Below are 16,586 nucleotides of genomic sequence, written 5' to 3' on the forward strand. Positions count from 1 at the left end.
GCAGGGCAGCTGTTTCTTCGCCCGCAATCCCACCGCAAACGAATGCAAGGCCGCTCAGTCATGCCGCGCTGCCTGGCATGCTGACCGTTCGAAGGCTCGTCGTTAGCGCCCCCAGTATCGAGGCTGTTTCCAGCATCTCGTGGACGAAGGCGACCGTTTCAGGCTCCAGACGGTAGTCGGTCAAAAGCAGCATGTCGGCGCATGACCCCCGGCAGACAATCTCGATGACGACGCGGCCCAACATGGCGAACTCGACGACAACCGTCCATGTGGGATCGGGATGGCTCCTACTCTCTACCTCATCGCTAGGGACGAGTTCCTCGTCTTCGCCGGCCAGAATCAGTTGGGGGATGGCGGGCGCGACGATATTGATGGCCGGCCTCGCCGTAACTCCCAGGCGATGCACGTCCTCTTGCAAAGTCGAGGCCCCTCCGGCATCGCGGCGGCCGACCCGCGGACGCCCGCCTCCAGCTTCCTCTGTCTTTGCCTGCATGGCATCGGAAAGCCAAGCCCGCATCCGGCCTCTGGCGTTCCGCCGTTTGTCCATCTCCCGCGCCGCCGCCACAAATCCGAGGCCTTGTGGATGATGCGCCTGGAGGAGGGTTGCGATCTGCGAGGACGTAGGCATCGCGGCAGGAAAGGACGATTCAGCTGGTGAGGGATTTTCCGTCCCTATGCTCCCGCCGGTGGCGACGACAAGAATTCGCAAGGCCGCATCATTGTCCTGTGTCGACTTGGGCGAGTCGGCCAGGCTTTCGCCGAGACCGGCTGTCAGTCCCGCTGCCAGGCGGGCGGCGGCCTGTATCGTTTCTTGGGTAGCCAGATCGCCGACGGGTGGCGAGGCCACCTGTCCGGCCGTCTCCGGCATCGTCCGCCCGGACTCGATCAACAAGGTGGTAAGCGATGTCGTTGGCATCAGCAGATCACGCTCTGGCAAAGCTGCGGCTAACGCGTAGGGCGTTTCGGGCGCTTGGGCAATCGGGTGAGCCGGCCAGCCATGACCGGTCGGGCCGGCCTGAGAAGAGACGAGACCGATGGATTTGGCCGCCGTGACGGGCTGGACCTCATGGATCGGGCCTATGGAGGAGCTCAAGGGTGATGCCTCCCTCAGATCTGACCCAGGAACTTGATGCGCGCGCGAAGATGAATCTCGTTTTGCGACAAGACGGTCGTGGCGGGGCGATAGCGCTCGACGATGGCGCGAACGTAAGGGCGAATGCCGGGCGACGTCAGTACAACTGGTAATTCGCCGCGCATCGCCAGCTCCTCGAAGCGGGCATTCAGCAACTGGATGAAATTTTGGACCTCCGAGGGCAGCATGGCGAGTTGCCGATCCTCGCCGCCTGGACCGAGCGCATTATCGAAGGCCTGCTCCCAGGTCGCCGACAAGGTCAGGACGGCGATGAAGCCGTCCGTCCCGGCGGCAGCGCTGCAAAGCTGGCGGCTGAGACGGGTGCGGACGTGCTCGGTGATGAAGACGCTGCTCTGCGTCCGCGCCAGCGCCTCGCTGATAGCCTCGACGATCGCCTGCAGATCACGGATCGAGATCCGTTCCGCCAGCAGCTTTTGTAAGATCCGCTGGATGCCGGCCGTGCTGATCCGCGCCGGAGAGATTTCCTGCAGCAATTTCTGATAGGGCTCGTCCAGCCCCTTGAGAAGCTTTTGCGTCTCGGCCAGCGAGAGGAGTTCGGCGAGATTGTCCTTGATGATCTCGGTGAGATGCGTGGTGACGACCGTGGCCGGATCGACCACCGTGTAGCCCCGAAACACCGCCTCGTCCCGCAAGGATGGCGATACCCAGTTGGCTGGCAGACCGAAGGTGGGTTCGCGCCCTTCCTCGCCCGGCAACTCGACGGGTTCGCCGCGTGGGCTCATCACCATGAGTTGGGTCGGGCGCACCTCGCCCCGGCCGACATCCAGTTCCTTGAGCTTGAGGACATAGACGTCGGGTGGCAGGTGGATATTGTCCTGGATGCGCACCGAAGGCAGGACGAAGCCCAGGTCGGCGGCGAGCTGGCGGCGCAGCGACTTGATCTGATCGGGAAGGCGAGGGCCCTTGCCGTCGCCTAGCAGCCCGAGCAGGCCGTAGCCTAGTTCCAGACGCAAGGGGTCGATCTCAAGGATCTCGGCGATCGGCTGCTCGCTCGGCGGCACGGCCTGCTCGAGCGTGGCCTCCTCGGCTGGCGTCACCTTCTCGGCCTCATAGCCCCTGTAGGCCAGGTAGCCCGCACCGACGCCGATCGCCAGGAAGGGGATGGTCGGCAGGCCGGGAAAGACAGCCAGGAGGCAGGAGGCGGCGCTGGTCATGCCGAGTGCCTTGTAATAGTGGCCGAGCTGGCCAAAGAGCGCCCGGTCGGCGCGGCCGTTGACGCCGGCCTTCGAGACGAGAAGGCCGGCCGCCGTCGAGATGACCAGAGCCGGGATCTGCGAGACGAGGCCGTCGCCGATTGTCAGAAGCGTGTAGGTATGGACGGCCTGAGCGACGGAAATGCCCATTTGGCCGACGCCGATGACGATGCCTGCCACGAGATTGATGGCGGTGATGATCAGGCCTGCCACGGCATCGCCGCGCACGAACTTGGCAGCACCATCCATGGCGCCGAAGAAGGCGCTCTCGCCCTCGAGCTCGGTCCGGCGACGGCGAGCCACTTTTTCATCGATCAGGCCGGCGCCTAGATCCGCGTCGATCGCCATCTGCTTGCCGGGCATGGCATCGAGAGAGAAGCGTGCCGCCACTTCGGCGATGCGGCCCGAGCCCTTGGTGATGACGACAAAATTAACGATTACCAGGATCGCAAACACGATGACGCCGATCACGGCGTTGCCTTGCATCATGAAGCCGCCAAAGGCCTGGATGACGTGGCCGGCAGCCGACGGTCCCTCGTGTCCGTTACCCAGAATCAGGCGCGTGGAGCCGATATTGAGCGCCAGGCGCAGCATTGTCGCGATCAGGAGCACGGTGGGAAAGGCGCTGAAATCCAAGGGCCGCTCGATCAGGAGCGAAGTCAGGAGGATCAAGATCGCCAGCGTGATCGACAAGGCCAGCATCGCATCGAGCAAAAGCGGCGGCAGTGGCACCACCAGCATCAGGATGATGGAGATGATGCCGATAGCCAGAAGGACGTCCGTCTCGCGGACCAGCTTTCTGGCACCGTTGCCCAGGCTCTGCAGCGATAAGGCCGAATTCATGGATGCGAAACGCTCCTGGTAGCCGCCTTGGGAGATGCGGCGCTCTTGGTCTCACGGCTTACCACTTCATACTTAACGAAGGCTTAATGCCGACTGGGGCCCGCACGGCGTCCATGCTCGTCGTTGCGCGGGCTTGCGCATGTGCTAAAGCGGCGCGCCAAGCTGGCCGCGCTGTGTGCGGCCGGAAGGTTCGTTCTTGCCAGGAGCTTCGCCCCCATGTCCTATCCCGTCATCCGTATCAACGAGGGGCATGACCGGCGCCTGCGCAATGGCAGCCCTTGGCTCTATTCAAACGAACTGCAGATCGATAAGGCGGCCAAGGCGCTGCCGCCTGGCAGCGTCGTCCGCCTCGCCTCGCATGACGGGCGGGCATTGGCTCTGGCGCATTTCAATCCCCATTCCCTGATCGCCGCCCGTATTTTGACCCGTAACACCGACGGGCTGATCGATCAGGATTTCCTCCTGCGACGCTGCCGGCGCGCGCTCGAGCTTCGTGAGTTGCTTTATGCGACCCCGCATTATCGCCTCGTGCATGGCGAAGCCGACGGTCTGCCGGGCCTCGTCATCGACCGCTTCGGCGACACGCTGGTCGTCCAGCTCAACAGTGCCGGCATGGATGGCTTGGCAGCCGAGATCATCGGTGCACTTTCCGAACTCCTGGGCAGCGTCGACATCCATCTTCGCAAGGATGCCCCGGTCCGGCTCCTCGAGGGGTTGACGCAGGAGGAAGAGCCCGTCGCCGAAATGTCGGCGGCGCTCTCGACGATCGAAAATGGGCTCTCCTTCGCCATCGACACGGCCGGCGGCCAGAAGACGGGTTGGTATTTCGACCAGCGCGAGAACCGTGCCTTTGCCGCCAGTCTCGCCAAGGATGCGAGCGTCCTCGATCTCTACAGCTATGCGGGCGGCTTTGGGTTGACCGCGCTGGCAAGCGGTGCTCGCGAACTCGTTTGTGTCGACCGGTCCGAGGCGGCGTTGGCACTGGCCACGGCCAGTGCTGCGCTGCAGGGTGTCGAGGCGAAGATGCAGGTGCGCGTCAGCGATGCGTTTGCCGCATTGGACGAACTCGCGGCCGAGAAGCGCCGATTCGGTCTGGTCCTGGCCGATCCACCGCCCTTCGCGCGCAGCCGCAAGGATTTGCCCCAGGCGCTCAAAGCCTATCGCAAGGTGGCCCGCGGCAGCGCCTTGCTGGTGGCACCTGGCGCCTTTCTCTGCCTTTCCTGCTGCTCGCACAATGTGCCCGAAGAGGATTTCGCCCGTGAATGCTATGCCGGCATCCGCTCCGCCGGGCGCTCCGGGACCTTGATCCGGAGCGCTGGCGCCGCCGCTGATCACCCTATCCATCCGGCATTGCCGGAGAGTGCTTATCTGAAGTTCCTCGCCTATCGTCTGGATTGAGGTATTGTTGATCGTGCGTAATGATTGTTGTTGAGGGAGTAAATTTCTCCTAAAAGTAGAATTTCCGCGTCAGGGCATGGTGCCAAGGCGTTGTGGCATGTGAGCTGTGAGCCGTGCATGTCCGAGCACAGCCTTCAAGCGACCCCGCCTCTGGCCAGGAGCGTCGACGACAGCTTCGCCTTGGCGCTCGGGCGATCGCGGCGTGCCTTTGGCGAACTCGTCCTGGCCTCCGCCGTCATCAACCTCCTGGCGCTGGCCACACCGCTTTTCATGATGACCGTCTATAACAAGGTCATCGCGCACAGCGCCCTCTCGACCCTCGATGCCCTGGCGGTCGGCATGGGGGTGCTCATCCTATTCGAGATGATCCTGCGCGTCGTCCGTGGCCAGGTGGCGGCCCGCATGGGCGCCCGCCTCGACGTCGCGATTGGCGAGGCGCTCTTTCGCCGAGTCCTGCATCTGCCAGCCGGTGCCGTCGAGCAGCTGAGTGCTAGTGGTCTGGCCGACCGGTTTCGCAGCCTCGATCGGCTGCGCAGCTTCGTTGCGAATCAGTTGCCGATACTCTTCGTCGATCTGGCCTTCACCTTGGTCTTCCTCCTGGCACTCCTTGTCGTCTCGCCGGCCCTGGCGCTGGTGACCGCCATCTGCATGACAGGGTTCGTCGTGCTTACGACGCTCGCACACGGACGCCAGGCGCGCCTGCAACAAACGCTCGCGCGCGAGGCCGGCGCCAAGGCTGCCTGGGTCGACGAATCCATGTCGCAATTCTCGAGTGTTCGTTCGCTCGGGCTCGAGGAGATGGTGCGGTTGCGGTTCGAGCGAGGTCTCGTGGCGACCGCCTGGACCGCCTGGAACGTGGGTTCGCTCGGCAGCCTGACCGCTGGCATTGCCCAGATGCTCCAGGCGGCAGCCGCGGTCGGCATCGTCTATCTGGGGGCCCGGGAGATCATCGCGGGCTCGCTCACCATAGGTGGACTCGTCGCCGCCACGATCCTCTCGGGCCGCGCGCTGGCGCCGATGCGCCAGGCAGTGGGTGCTTTCGAGCAACTCCGCGATGCGCGCGATGCTTGGGTTCGGCTCAACGACTTGCCGGCCGCCGAGGCGCCGAGGCAGAGCCTGGCGTGGGCCGGCCGGATCGAAGGCAAGATTGGCTTTGAAAAGGTCAGTTTCAGCTACGAAGGCGGGCGCGGCCGCGTCCTCGATGCCTTTTCTCTCGAGGTCCGGCCCGGCACCATGTTGGCCATTGTCGGGCCGCCCGGCTCGGGAAAGAGCACGATCCTGCGCCTTTTGCTGGGTCTGGCCGTGCCCGAGACCGGTAAGATCACCATCGATGATCGCGATCTGGCCCACGCACCCATGGCTCAGGTTCGCCAGCAGATCGGTATCGTGCCGCAGGAGATCCACCTCTTCTCCGGCAGCATCGCCGAGAACATCTCGGCTGGTAGCCAAGCCTGCACGTTGGAGCGCATCATCGCCGCCGCCAAGTTCGTAGGGCTGCAAGAGATCGTCGAGCGCTTGCCGCAGGGCTACGAGACCAAGCTTGGAGAGCGCGGCAGCGGCCTCTCTCAAGGACAACGCCAACTCATAGCGATCGCGCGAGCTCTCGTGCGCAACCCGCGCATCCTCATCCTCGATGAGGCCTCAAGCGCTCTGGACGAGCACTCCGAGCGCCATCTGCTCGACAACCTGAGGCGGGCGGGGCGGGGCCGGACGATCTTGATGGTAACGCACCGCCCGGCCGTCCTCCTGGCCTGCGACGAGGCCATCGTCGTGGAACGTGGACGGTTGTCGTTCAAAGGATCGCCTGCCGAGGTGGCGGCGGTCGTTCGCGCCGACGTGGGCGCACGTGCGGCGCGGGCCGGCTGAGATGATATTGCCCGCCGTCGATCGTGCGCCGTTCGCGACCGCCGAGGAGTTCCTGGGTGCCCGCGCCTCGCGATCCTCCGTCGTTCTCATCGCGACCGTCACGCTGCTCCTGGCCGCGATCGGCGGCTGGTCGGCGATGGCCAGGGTGGAAGAAACGGTACGGGGAACGGGCCGCGTGACACCGACGGGCCAGGTCAAGGTCATCAACCATCCGAACGGCGGTCGGATTATCACACTGGACGTCAAGGAAGGTGACAATGTAGCGGCGGATCAGGTGCTGATCCGGCTGGACGGTGACCAGGTCGCTAGCGAATATGCCGAACTGCTCGGCCGTCTGCAGGTGGCGTCGCTTGAAACGGCTAGGCTCGAGAGCGAGGCGGCTGGTACGTCGCTGCATGTCGAGGCCGATCTTGCCGCGGCCCGGCCCGACCTCGTCGCGGCACAGGCAAGCCTCCTGCGCGCACGCACGGATGCTCTGCAGTCCCAGCGCCTCACGCTCACGAGATCGATCGAGTCGCGCCGGGGCGATCTTGCCAGTGCCGAAGCCGAGCGCGTCCGCGCGAAAGGCAGCCTCGTTCACCTGACGGATGAGTTAACCGCCGTGCGCGCCCTTTCCGAGCGCGGCCTCTATCCTCGGCTAAGGTTAATCGCGGCCGAGAAGGAAATGGCCGAAGCTCAGGGTAGCGCGCAGAAGGCCGAGGCTGCTCTGGACGTGGCAAGGGCTACTCTTGGGGCGGAACAGGCGAGGCTGTCCTCGCTCGACAAGCAGTGGCGCCAAGATGTGCTAACTCAACTCGAATCGAGCCGCAGCGAGCGCGATCGGCTGCGCGAGCAGGTGAACGCCAAGCGCTTGCAAATCAACGACGTTACCATCAAGGCACCGGTGGCAGGGACCGTGCTCGACCTCTCGGCCACGGCGGTCGGCCAGTCGATCGCGCCAAATCAGCCGATCATGAAGATCGTGCCTCGTGGCGAACCCCTGGAGGTCGAGGCGCGCATCCACAACGAGGATATAGGTCAGGTTCGTCCGGACCTGCCCGTCACGGTCAAGGTCCGCACCTTCGATTATCTCCGCTACGGCGCTCTACAGGGCAAGGTGGAGCGAATTGCAGCGGATGCGACGCGCGAGCCTGAAACGGGGAATTTCAGCTATGTCGTCAGCATTGCCATCGATCGCGACAGCTTGGGTGTGGGCAAGGAGCAACGCCTGATCAGCCCCGGCATGACCGTCGACGTCGAGGTCAATACTGGTATGCGAACGGTCTTTACCTACCTGACGGACCGGCTCTGGCATATGCGCGACACCGCCTTCCGCGAAGGCTAAAGTCGCTAGTCCGCCCGGGACCGGTTCAAGACGCGCTCATCCGAGCCTTTCCCCTGGTCGTCAAACACCGCCTCGCGTGTCGGCAGGATGAGGCGGAACGTTGTGCATCCGGGTTTGCTGCTGACAAGTTCGATCTCGCCGCCATGCGCTCGCATGATCTCGCGACAGACGACGAGCCCCAAGCCGCGACCGTCTGGGCGGTCATGCGGAACGAAGACATCGAAAAGGCTTGCCCGCTGGGCCTCGGGTATGCCGCGGCCATTGTCGCTTACATAGATCAAGGTTGCTCGATCACCCGGGTGGGCGGACACTTCGATCGATCCCGTCTGTTCGGTCGAGGCGTCGCGGGCGTTGCGCGTCAGGGCCAAAAGTACGCGAAAGAGATCGTTGCGATCGCCAAATGCCTCAAGATCGGGCGCGATTTTGATGGTCCATGCTTCCCGGGGTAGACCCGAGGCTGCCAGCGTCTCGCGCACCTCATTTACCATCGGCAGGAGCGCGAAGGGCTGCCATTCCGGCGCGCTCCGCCGGCCGCGGGCGAAGGTCGTGGCGTCGGCGCAGAGTCGAACCGCGCGGTCGAGCGCACCGACCAGGCGTGGGCCGACCTCGCGGGCTATGGGATCCTGGCTGGCTTCCAGTCGATCCGAGAGGAGAACCGCCGCAGAGAGAATGTTGCGCAGATCGTGGGTAATCTGGGTGACGGCTGCCCCCAGGGCCGCAAGGCGGTGGCGTTGCACAAGCGCCTGGCGGACATCGTCGCGCATCATGTTGAACTCCCGCTCGACGATGCCGATCGCGTCTCGCCTTTCGGCCGGGGGCGGGGGATCGCGGCTCGTATCGTCGGGTCGCCTGCGAAAGCGCGTCATGGCCAGCGCCAGGGCTGTCATCGGCAGCACGAACATGCGCCTGAGCGTCAAGAAGAGCACGATCCCAAGGATGGATGATATGAGAAGCGAGACCAGAAAGGTCCGTCCCGCATAGGTAAGCAGCGATTGCCGCATCGGATTCTCGTTGATCACGATGTCGACAATGACGTCATCGTCGAGCGGTGAGGTCGAGGTGATGCCCACCATGCGGTCGTGGCCGAAGAGGATTGTCGCGGCGGTATCACTGAATTGGCGCAAGAGGCTAGTCTCACGCAGATCGAAAACGCGCGTCGGGCTAAGGTGTGGTCCGAATTGCGCCCGCATCGTCGGGCCGCTGACGCTCACGCTGACGACGCCCACCTGGTCCAGCATGTGCTTGATCGTTTCGGGCGAGACATTGGTGGCACCGCCATTGACGGCTGCGACGGCTAGCTGGGCGGCGACGACGCGCTGGTCCAGATAGCTCGACCGGTAACTATCGAGGGCGGGAATGAAGATGAGCAACTCGCCCAAAAATATCAGGATGATGGCGATCACCATGATCTTTGCGGACAGCCCGCATTCCGGCAGCTGCTTCGTTGCATCGCTCATGCGCGTGCGTTCAAACTCCTCGACGTATCTTGAATGACTTTCAGTCCTTACGGGCTCGCGATAAGGCTGCCCAGCCCTGCCTCGTCCAGAGCTGTTGACCTCCGATGCCGTCTCCTCCCAGACCCCACGATGGGAGATGGCCCGGGCCGCTCGGTTGTGGTAGGTGACGTGCCTTGGACCGTTCGAGCCTCGAGGGTCGACGGCCGCTAATTGACATGACCGAGCACTGCCACTATAGCGCTCGCGGTCAAATTCGTCTTCTTTGTTAAGGGTGAATTCCAGTGAAGCGTACCTACCAGCCGAGCCGGCTCGTGCGGAAGCGTCGTCACGGCTTCCGGTCGCGCATGGCAACCGTCGGTGGCCGGAAGGTCGTCGCCACGCGCCGTGCACGCGGCCGTAGCCGTCTTAGCGCCTGATCGTCACGGTGACGTGGACGTTCCGTCCACGCTGACGCATGGGCCGGTACGGACCACGGTCCTGCGTCTCAAGCGTCGTCCGGACTTTTTATCGGCGGCGCGGGGCCAGCGCTGGAACGCTCAAGCCTTCCAGCTTCAGGCTGTCAGGCGTGCAAGTGCCATTGCGGATGCGAACGCGGCGCGAATCGGTTTCACCACAACGAAACGATTGGGCAATGCAGTCTGTCGCAACCGTATTCGACGTCGCCTCAAGGCGGCCTCCGCGGAAGTTGCCGAAGGCGTCGCATTGGCTGGTTATGACTATGTCTTCGTCGCCCGGCCGCCGGCGCTGATATGTGCGTTTGCGGATCTCAAGGCGGACATGGAGCGGGCCTTCGCGGGGTTGACACGCCGTCTGCGACGCGACGTTCCGGGCTGATGGATCGGCTAGTCCTGGGCTCGGTGGTTTTTTATCGCTTGGCGATTTCACCTTTTCTTCCGGCCAGATGTCGCTTCGTGCCAAGCTGCTCGGCCTACGCCGCCGAGGCTATAGGGCTGCATGGAGCCGGGCGGGGTGGCATCCTTACGCTAAAGCGGATACTGCGCTGCCATCCCTGGGGCGGCTACGGCTACGATCCAGTTCCGCCAGTGGCGGGATCGCGTGCGGCTTGGCCGGCTGAGAGGACCCAGGCGGCGAATTTGTCGTGCGGCGATGGCACATCGCCGACTTTGCCTGCTGGCGATGGCACATCGCCGACCTTGAAGGAGCCGACCGCTCGATGAGCGAACAACGCAATCTTATCGTGGCGATCGTGCTTTCGGTCGGCATCATCCTTGGCTTCCAGTATTTTTTTGCCTCGCCCAAGCGGCCGGACGCCGTCAAGACGGGGCAGCAGACCAGCCAGGGCGATGTGGCGAAATCGCCTGGAGAGCCCGGTGAGGCTGGCATGCCGCAAGGCAGCGCACCCTCGGCACAGCCAAGTGGCCCCGCGGCGGACAGGGCGGCTGTGCTGGCGCGCGAGTCACGCATCCCCTTCAGCAACGGCCGGGTCAACGGCACCATTTCCACCATCGGCAATCGGATCGACGATCTTAGCCTGGTCGACTACCGGGAGACGGTCGATCCCAAGTCACCGGAGATCGTTCTCCTCAGTCCGGCCGGCGCGCCGGATGCCTATTTTGGCGAGTTCGGCTGGGTCGGACCCGAAGGCGTGAAGCTGCCTGACGCGTCGACGCAATGGCAGGTCGAAGGCGGTGAGAAGCTGACGCCATCGACGCCGATCACGTTGCGCTGGGACAATGGTGCGGGTCTTGTCTTCGAGCGCCGCTTGGAACTGGACGGCAACTACATGTTCACCGTCACCCAGAAGGTGACGAATAACGGTTCGATGGCTGTCGAGCTTTATCCCTACGGTCTGGTCAGCCGATGGGGCACGCCGCATTTGCTCGGCTACTATATTCTGCACGAAGGCCCTGTGGGCGTTCTCGATGGCAGCCTGAGGGAGCCTGCCTATAAGGACCTCGTGAGCGACGGCAAGCTGGACTTCGCCGGCACCGGTGGCTGGCTCGGGTTCACCGACAAATATTGGTTGGCGGCCGTCATCCCCGACCAGTCCGGAAAGGTGAACGGCAGCTTCCGGCATAACTTGGTCGGCACCGAGGATCGCTATCAGTCGGATTTTCTTGGCGGCGCGCTGAAGGTCCCCCCCGGCGCCAGTGCCGAGGAAACCAGCCGGATGTTCGCCGGTGCCAAGGAAGTCGACAAGCTGGATGCCTATCGCGACCAATATGGCATCCCGCTCTTCGATCGGGCAGTCGATTTCGGCTGGTTCTATTTTCTGACCAAGCCAATCTTCTACGTCCTTGATTTCTTCTACAAGTTCACCGGTAATTACGGCATCGCGATCCTGCTCTTGACCCTTTGCGTCAAGCTGCTCTTCTTCCCGCTCGCCAACAAATCCTATCGCTCGATGAGCGCGATGAAGCGGCTCCAGCCCAAGATGACGGAGCTGCGGGAGAAATACGGCGACGACAAGATGAAGATGAATCAGGAGCTGATGGCGCTCTACAAGCGGGAGAAGGTCAATCCGATGGCCGGCTGCTTGCCGATCGTCGTGCAGATTCCTGTCTTCTTCTGCCTCTATAAGGTGCTGTTCGTGAATACGGAGATGCGGCATGCGCCCTTCTTCGGCTGGATCCACGATCTTTCGGCGCCGGACCCGACCACGATCTTCAATCTGTTCGGTCTCCTGCCGTTCACGCCGCCGCATGCCCTAATGATCGGCGCCCTGCCGCTCTTGATGGGCATCACGATGTTCCTGCAGACGAAGCTGAACCCGCAGCCCGCCGACCCGGTGCAGGCCAAGGTCATGCTCTTCCTGCCGGTGATCTTCACCTTCCTGTTCGCGACGTTCCCGGCCGGCCTCGTCATCTACTGGACCTGGAACAACATCCTCTCGATCACCCAGCAATGGGTGATCATGAAGCGGATGGGTGTTCCGGCCGGCTGACCGATGCCGAAGGGAAGGCACGCATGCAGGACCTGAATCAGCCGACGCCCGAGGCCCTCGAGGAGGGCCGCCTGCTATTCGCGCAGGCCTGCACCTTCATGCTGGGCGTCGTGAACCTGCGCGGCCTGCCGCCGATGGACCAGCCCGAGATCGTCTTTGCCGGGCGTTCCAACGTCGGCAAGTCCAGTCTCGTCAACGCGCTCACGGGCCGCAATACGTTGGCCCGTACCTCGAATACGCCCGGCCGTACGCAGGAGATCAATTTCTTCGATCTCGCAGGGCGGCTGAGGCTTGTAGATGTGCCCGGCTATGGCTTTGCCCAGGCGCCTAAGGCGAAGGTCGAGGCCTGGACGGATCTGGTTTTCGCGTATCTGCGCGGTCGCGCCAGCCTGCGTCTCGCCTGCCTCCTGATCGATGCCCGGCACGGCTTGAAGACGGTCGACGACGGGGCCATGGAGCAGCTTGGCCGGGCGGCAGTGCCCTTCATGGTCGTGCTTACCAAGGCCGATCTCGTCCGGCCTTTGGAACTGGAGCGGATCGTCGGGGCTGTGCGAGGCGGGCTGCGCAACCGGATCGGCGCCCTGGCCGAGCCCGTGCTCACCAGTTCACGCAAGGGACAGGGCATCGCGGAGCTGCGCGCGATCCTCGCCACCTACGCCGCAGCGGCTGAGCGAGGAGTAAGCCCGTGACCAAGACCGCCACCGAGACTCCGGCCATAGCCGAGGTCCTGATCGAGGCGCTTCCCTATATGCGCCGCTATCGCGGAACGGTGATGGTGGTCAAATATGGCGGCCATGCGATGGGGGATGAGAACGCGGCGCGGGATTTCGCGCGTGACGTCGTTCTCTTGAAGCAGATCGGCATCAATCCCGTGGTCGTCCATGGTGGTGGCCCGCAGATCAAGGCGATGCTCGACCGGCTCAAGATCCAGTCCGCCTTCATCGACGGCCTGCGAGTGACGGATGCGGCCACCGTCGAGGTTGTCGAGATGGTCCTGGCCGGCAAGATCAACAAGGAGATCGTCAGCGCTATCCAGTCGGCCGGCGGCAAGGCTGTGGGTCTTTCCGGCAAGGATGGCATGCTGATCGAGGCCCGGAAGGTCTCGAGGACCCAACGCGACCCCGATTCCAACATCGAGCGCGTCGTCGATCTTGGGTTCGTGGGGGAGCCTTCGCATATCGACCGCTCCATACTGGATGTGTTCGTCGGCACCGACATCATCCCGGTGATTGCGCCGATTGGCGTCGGCGTGGATGGCCAGACCTACAATATCAACGCCGATACCGCAGCCGGAGCCATCGCTGGCGCCCTTTCGGCCAAAAAGCTCCTCATGCTGACGGATGTGCGCGGTGTCCTGGATGCCGGCAAGAACTTCCTCGCGAGCCTCACCGCCACGGAGGCGCGCCGGCTGATCGCGGATGGCACGATTTCGGGCGGCATGATCCCCAAGATCGAGACCTGTCTGGCCGCGGTCGAGGCCGGCGTCGAGGCAGCGGTCATCCTGGACGGCCGCGTGCCCCATTCGATCCTTCTCGAGCTCTTCACCGAGGGCGGCGGCGGCACCCAGATCGTGGCAAGCTGACGCTCGCTCGGGGATCCGGCCAGATCGAAGTCCTTAAGCCGGCTGGATTCAGAGCCAGCCGCCTTGGCCGGCCAGATCTTCAGGCCGCACCTGATAGAGCCATGTCTCGGACAGGGCCTTGCCGCCGGCGTCCTTGAGCTGCAGGCGCAGCTCCACCGCCTCGTTCACCCCCCGCATGTCGAGGTCGAAGATCGCTGCCCAGCGCTGGGTCGTCGGGATCTGATAGGTATAGGCATGGTCGATTTTGCCGGCCGAGGCGCTGATGTCTGGGACTGGCCGCTTGTCCTGGCTGAAGGTCGCGAGCGGCGTGCCCTCGAATTCGACAAAGAACTTCTTTGTCCCGGCCGGATGGGGAAAGCCCGGCTCGCCACCGCGGCCGATCCTGGTCGCCCGGACATGCGCCAGCGAGGCGTCGGCGACCGGGCTGCTCGCTCGCCAATGTTGGCGGTAATGCGCCGTGATTTCCGCCCCGGCTTTCGGTTCTGCCGGCCCGTTCCAGAAACAGGCGATATTGTCGTAGATCTCGTCGTCCGTCGGGATCTCGACTAATTGTATCGTGCCCTGACCCCAGTTGCCGACCGGCTCGATCCACAACGAGGGCCGGCGCTCATAGGCCGCGTAGTCGAGATAGTGTTCGAGATTGCGATCTCGCTGCATGAGCCCGAAGCCCTTGGGGCCCGTATCGGCGAAGGACGATACGACGATGCGGCGCGGCGTAGCGAGGGGCCGCCAGAGTCGCTGATTGTCCGACGTCCAAATTTCGAGTCCGTCGGAATCGTGGACTTCCGGCCGCCAGTCTTCCTGGAAGCGCTTATAGTTCTCGCCCATCCAGAACATGGAGGTCATGGGTGAAAGACCGAGGCGGCGAACGTCCTGGCGCAGGAAGAGGTGCTTTTCGACCTCGACGATATCGCCGTCCTTCTGGCTGAGCGTGAAGCGATAGGCACCCGTGATGCTCGGCCCGTCCAGGAGGGAATAGATCGTCAATTGCTGGTCGCCTGATTTCGGCGTCTCGAACCAGTGCTGGGTGAAGTCGGGAAACTCCTCGTCCTTGTCGCCGGTATTGACGGCGATGCCTCGTGCCGAGAGCCCGACCTGACCAAGGTCGCCGCGAGCCCGCCAGTAAGAGGCGCCAAGCCAGGTCGCCCAGGGCTCCGTCTTCGTCCAGTCACCTGACTCGCGCGAATCCTGCACCCAGAAGCCGGCAAAGGCGCCGGGCTGGCTGGGCAGTGCCTTCATCGGATGGTCGTCGGGAATATTGAAATAATCCGGCGTGTAGAGGATCTCGCGTGCCTGGCCCTCAGCTACGACATTCATCCGCACACTTTTGGGGAAGTAGCGCCCGACCAGCTTGAAGGTGATCGGATAGAGCCCCGGCCCGTCGGCGAAGAGGGCGGCCTCCGGCTTGTAGGTGATGCGTCCATAGGGCAGCACGTCGTTCTGCTGGACGATTGCCGGATCGGGCGTTGGTGGCGCCTGATAGGGCGCGCGAGAGAGATCGCGGGCCTTTGCGATCAGCTGATCATAGCTGAAGGGAGTGGGGTCGCCGAATTTGAGCAAGGTCGTTGCCGCTGTCGCCGGGGGGGCCTTCATTGTAGAACTTGCACCCAGCACGCCGGCGCCAAGCGCCCCTTTCACGAAATCACGCCGCCTCAAGGAGAAGAACATAGTATTATGGCACCGGTCAAAAATGAGTGAGTGGCGGACAGATGCTCTTTCGTACCCGACCGTCGCATCGAGCGGGCGAGCGATGCGCCGTGGGCCGAGAAGATGCCGGCGCCCGGTGCTCGCCATCTAACCAAGCCCGTGTTAAGTGAACTTCGTGCTGCTGGTTTCCATCAGGCACCCCTTGTTCCCATCAATGAGCGGCAGAGAAGACTTGCCTTCGGCCGAGATCGCACGCCCGCCTTTGACTGTCCTGCTCGCGGCCCCGCGCGGCTTTTGCGCCGGAGTCGATAGAGCGATCGCCATCGTTAGGCAAGCGATCAGGGACAATGGCGCGCCTGTCTATGTGCGCCACGAGATCGTGCATAACCGGCACGTCGTCGACGAACTGAAGGATCTAGGGGCCATTTTCGTCGAGGAGCTTGACGAAGTGCCCGATGGTGGCCTCGTGGTCTTCTCGGCTCATGGTGTGCCCAAAGAAGTTCCTCACGAGGCCAAGCGCCGCCGGCTCCTCTATGCCGATGCGACCTGTCCTCTGGTCTCCAAGGTGCATCGCGAGGTCGAGCGTCACCACAAGACCGGCTGCACCGTCCTTTTGATCGGCCATGCCGGGCATCCCGAGGTCATCGGCACGATGGGTCAGGTGCCCGAAGGCTCCGTCCTGCTCATTGAGACCGTGGAGGATGCAAAGACGGTAGTCGTGCCCGATGCCGGGCGGATCGCTTATTCGACACAGACGACTCTCTCGGTCGCCGATACTGCCGATATCGTCTCGGCCTTGAAGGCGCGCTTTCCGCGCCTTGAGGGACCCCGCAACGAGGATATCTGCTATGCGACCACCAATCGGCAACAGGCGGTGGCAGCAATCGCGCCCGAGGCCGATCTCGTTTTGATCGTGGGCGCGCCCAATTCGTCGAACTCCAAACGGCTGGTCGAGGTGGCTCTCAAGGCTGGTAGCTCCCGCTCGGAGTTGATCCAGAACGAGGGCGAGATCGACTGGGCCTGGTTTAAGGATGTGCGCACTGTCGGCCTGTCGGCTGGCGCCTCTGCTCCGGAAAGGCTCGTCGATGAGGTGATCGCCGCGATTCGCGATCGCTTTGCTGTCGAGATCGTCGAGCGACGGATCTCGGACGAGAATGTCTTCTTCCGCGCGCCGCCGACGCCCAGGCGGCCCGCTCTGGTCTAGGCAAAGTCAGCGGT

14 protein-coding genes are annotated in these 16,586 nt (G+C 63.5%); 10 read left to right on the forward strand and 4 right to left on the reverse strand.

Annotated elements, in window-relative coordinates; all coding sequences use genetic code 11:
- Window positions 1–58 precede the first annotated feature (58 nt).
- Together CFB17_RS01685 and flhA are read right to left on the reverse strand one after the other, a co-directional pair.
- Window positions 59–1,093, reverse strand: coding sequence for a hypothetical protein (locus CFB17_RS01685; RefSeq protein WP_088559652.1), 1,035 nt, complete (start codon window positions 1,091–1,093; stop codon window positions 59–61).
- Window positions 1,094–1,107: 14 nt separating this feature from the next.
- Window positions 1,108–3,189 carry a flagellar biosynthesis protein FlhA gene (gene flhA / locus CFB17_RS01690; RefSeq protein ID WP_088559653.1) on the reverse strand — a complete coding sequence of 694 codons (2,082 nt, stop codon included), beginning with the start codon at window positions 3,187–3,189 and terminating at the stop codon, window positions 1,108–1,110.
- Window positions 3,190–3,405: 216 nt separating this feature from the next.
- Between flhA and CFB17_RS01695 the strand changes: the two genes are divergently transcribed.
- From CFB17_RS01695 to CFB17_RS01705, 3 genes are all read left to right on the forward strand, one after another.
- Window positions 3,406–4,587: a class I SAM-dependent rRNA methyltransferase gene (locus tag CFB17_RS01695; RefSeq protein ID WP_088559654.1), complete on the forward strand. Its 1,182-nt coding sequence runs from the start codon at window positions 3,406–3,408 to the stop codon at window positions 4,585–4,587.
- A 117-nt stretch (window positions 4,588–4,704) separates the two neighbouring features.
- Window positions 4,705–6,453, forward strand: coding sequence for a peptidase domain-containing ABC transporter (locus CFB17_RS01700; RefSeq protein WP_088559655.1), 1,749 nt, complete (start codon window positions 4,705–4,707; stop codon window positions 6,451–6,453).
- Window position 6,454: 1 nt separating this feature from the next.
- The gene (locus CFB17_RS01705; protein WP_133063813.1) at window positions 6,455–7,777 is read left to right on the forward strand and encodes an HlyD family type I secretion periplasmic adaptor subunit; all 1,323 of its coding nucleotides are present in this window, start codon (window positions 6,455–6,457) and stop codon (window positions 7,775–7,777) included.
- A 5-nt stretch (window positions 7,778–7,782) separates the two neighbouring features.
- Here the strand turns inward: CFB17_RS01705 and CFB17_RS01710 are convergent, their stop codons facing one another.
- Window positions 7,783–9,234: a sensor histidine kinase gene (locus CFB17_RS01710; protein ID WP_088559657.1), complete on the reverse strand. Its 1,452-nt coding sequence runs from the start codon at window positions 9,232–9,234 to the stop codon at window positions 7,783–7,785.
- A 281-nt stretch (window positions 9,235–9,515) separates the two neighbouring features.
- On the opposite strand from CFB17_RS01710, the gene rpmH reads away from it, so the two are divergent.
- Genes rpmH through argB form a run of 6 tightly spaced genes read left to right on the forward strand, consistent with a single transcriptional unit; the run spans window position 9,516 to window position 13,721 of the window.
- Window positions 9,516–9,650: a 50S ribosomal protein L34 gene (gene rpmH, locus CFB17_RS01715; protein WP_088559866.1), complete on the forward strand. Its 135-nt coding sequence runs from the start codon at window positions 9,516–9,518 to the stop codon at window positions 9,648–9,650.
- A gap of 13 nt (window positions 9,651–9,663) precedes the next feature.
- A complete protein-coding gene (rnpA, locus tag CFB17_RS01720) occupies window positions 9,664–10,068 on the forward strand; it encodes a ribonuclease P protein component (RefSeq protein ID WP_165769369.1) in 405 nt (134 codons plus the stop codon).
- Window positions 10,068–10,412, forward strand: a complete 345-nt coding sequence (gene yidD / locus CFB17_RS01725) for a membrane protein insertion efficiency factor YidD (RefSeq protein WP_088559659.1) — start codon at window positions 10,068–10,070, stop codon at window positions 10,410–10,412. The genes rnpA and yidD overlap by 1 nt, the downstream gene beginning before the upstream one ends.
- The gene (gene yidC / locus CFB17_RS01730; protein ID WP_088559660.1) at window positions 10,409–12,139 is read left to right on the forward strand and encodes a membrane protein insertase YidC; all 1,731 of its coding nucleotides are present in this window, start codon (window positions 10,409–10,411) and stop codon (window positions 12,137–12,139) included. The genes yidD and yidC overlap by 4 nt, the downstream gene beginning before the upstream one ends.
- Window positions 12,140–12,162: 23 nt before the next feature.
- Window positions 12,163–12,828, forward strand: a complete 666-nt coding sequence (gene yihA, locus CFB17_RS01735; RefSeq protein WP_088559867.1) for a ribosome biogenesis GTP-binding protein YihA/YsxC — start codon at window positions 12,163–12,165, stop codon at window positions 12,826–12,828.
- Window positions 12,825–13,721, forward strand: a complete 897-nt coding sequence (gene argB, locus CFB17_RS01740) for an acetylglutamate kinase (RefSeq protein ID WP_243389665.1) — start codon at window positions 12,825–12,827, stop codon at window positions 13,719–13,721. The genes yihA and argB overlap by 4 nt, the downstream gene beginning before the upstream one ends.
- A gap of 48 nt (window positions 13,722–13,769) precedes the next feature.
- On the opposite strand, the gene CFB17_RS01745 is transcribed toward argB, so the two are convergent.
- The gene (locus CFB17_RS01745) at window positions 13,770–15,314 is read right to left on the reverse strand and encodes a glucan biosynthesis protein (protein ID WP_243389666.1); all 1,545 of its coding nucleotides are present in this window, start codon (window positions 15,312–15,314) and stop codon (window positions 13,770–13,772) included.
- 268 nt (window positions 15,315–15,582) lie between these two features.
- Between CFB17_RS01745 and ispH the strand changes: the two genes are divergently transcribed.
- Window positions 15,583–16,572 (forward strand): 4-hydroxy-3-methylbut-2-enyl diphosphate reductase, encoded by a 990-nt coding sequence (gene ispH / locus CFB17_RS01750; protein ID WP_207761887.1) that lies wholly within the window; start codon window positions 15,583–15,585, stop codon window positions 16,570–16,572.
- The last annotated feature ends 14 nt before the right edge of the window (window positions 16,573–16,586 follow it).

This window comes from Arboricoccus pini (assembly GCF_900187945.1).
In the GTDB taxonomy this organism is placed as follows: Bacteria; Pseudomonadota; Alphaproteobacteria; order Geminicoccales; family Geminicoccaceae; genus Arboricoccus; species Arboricoccus pini.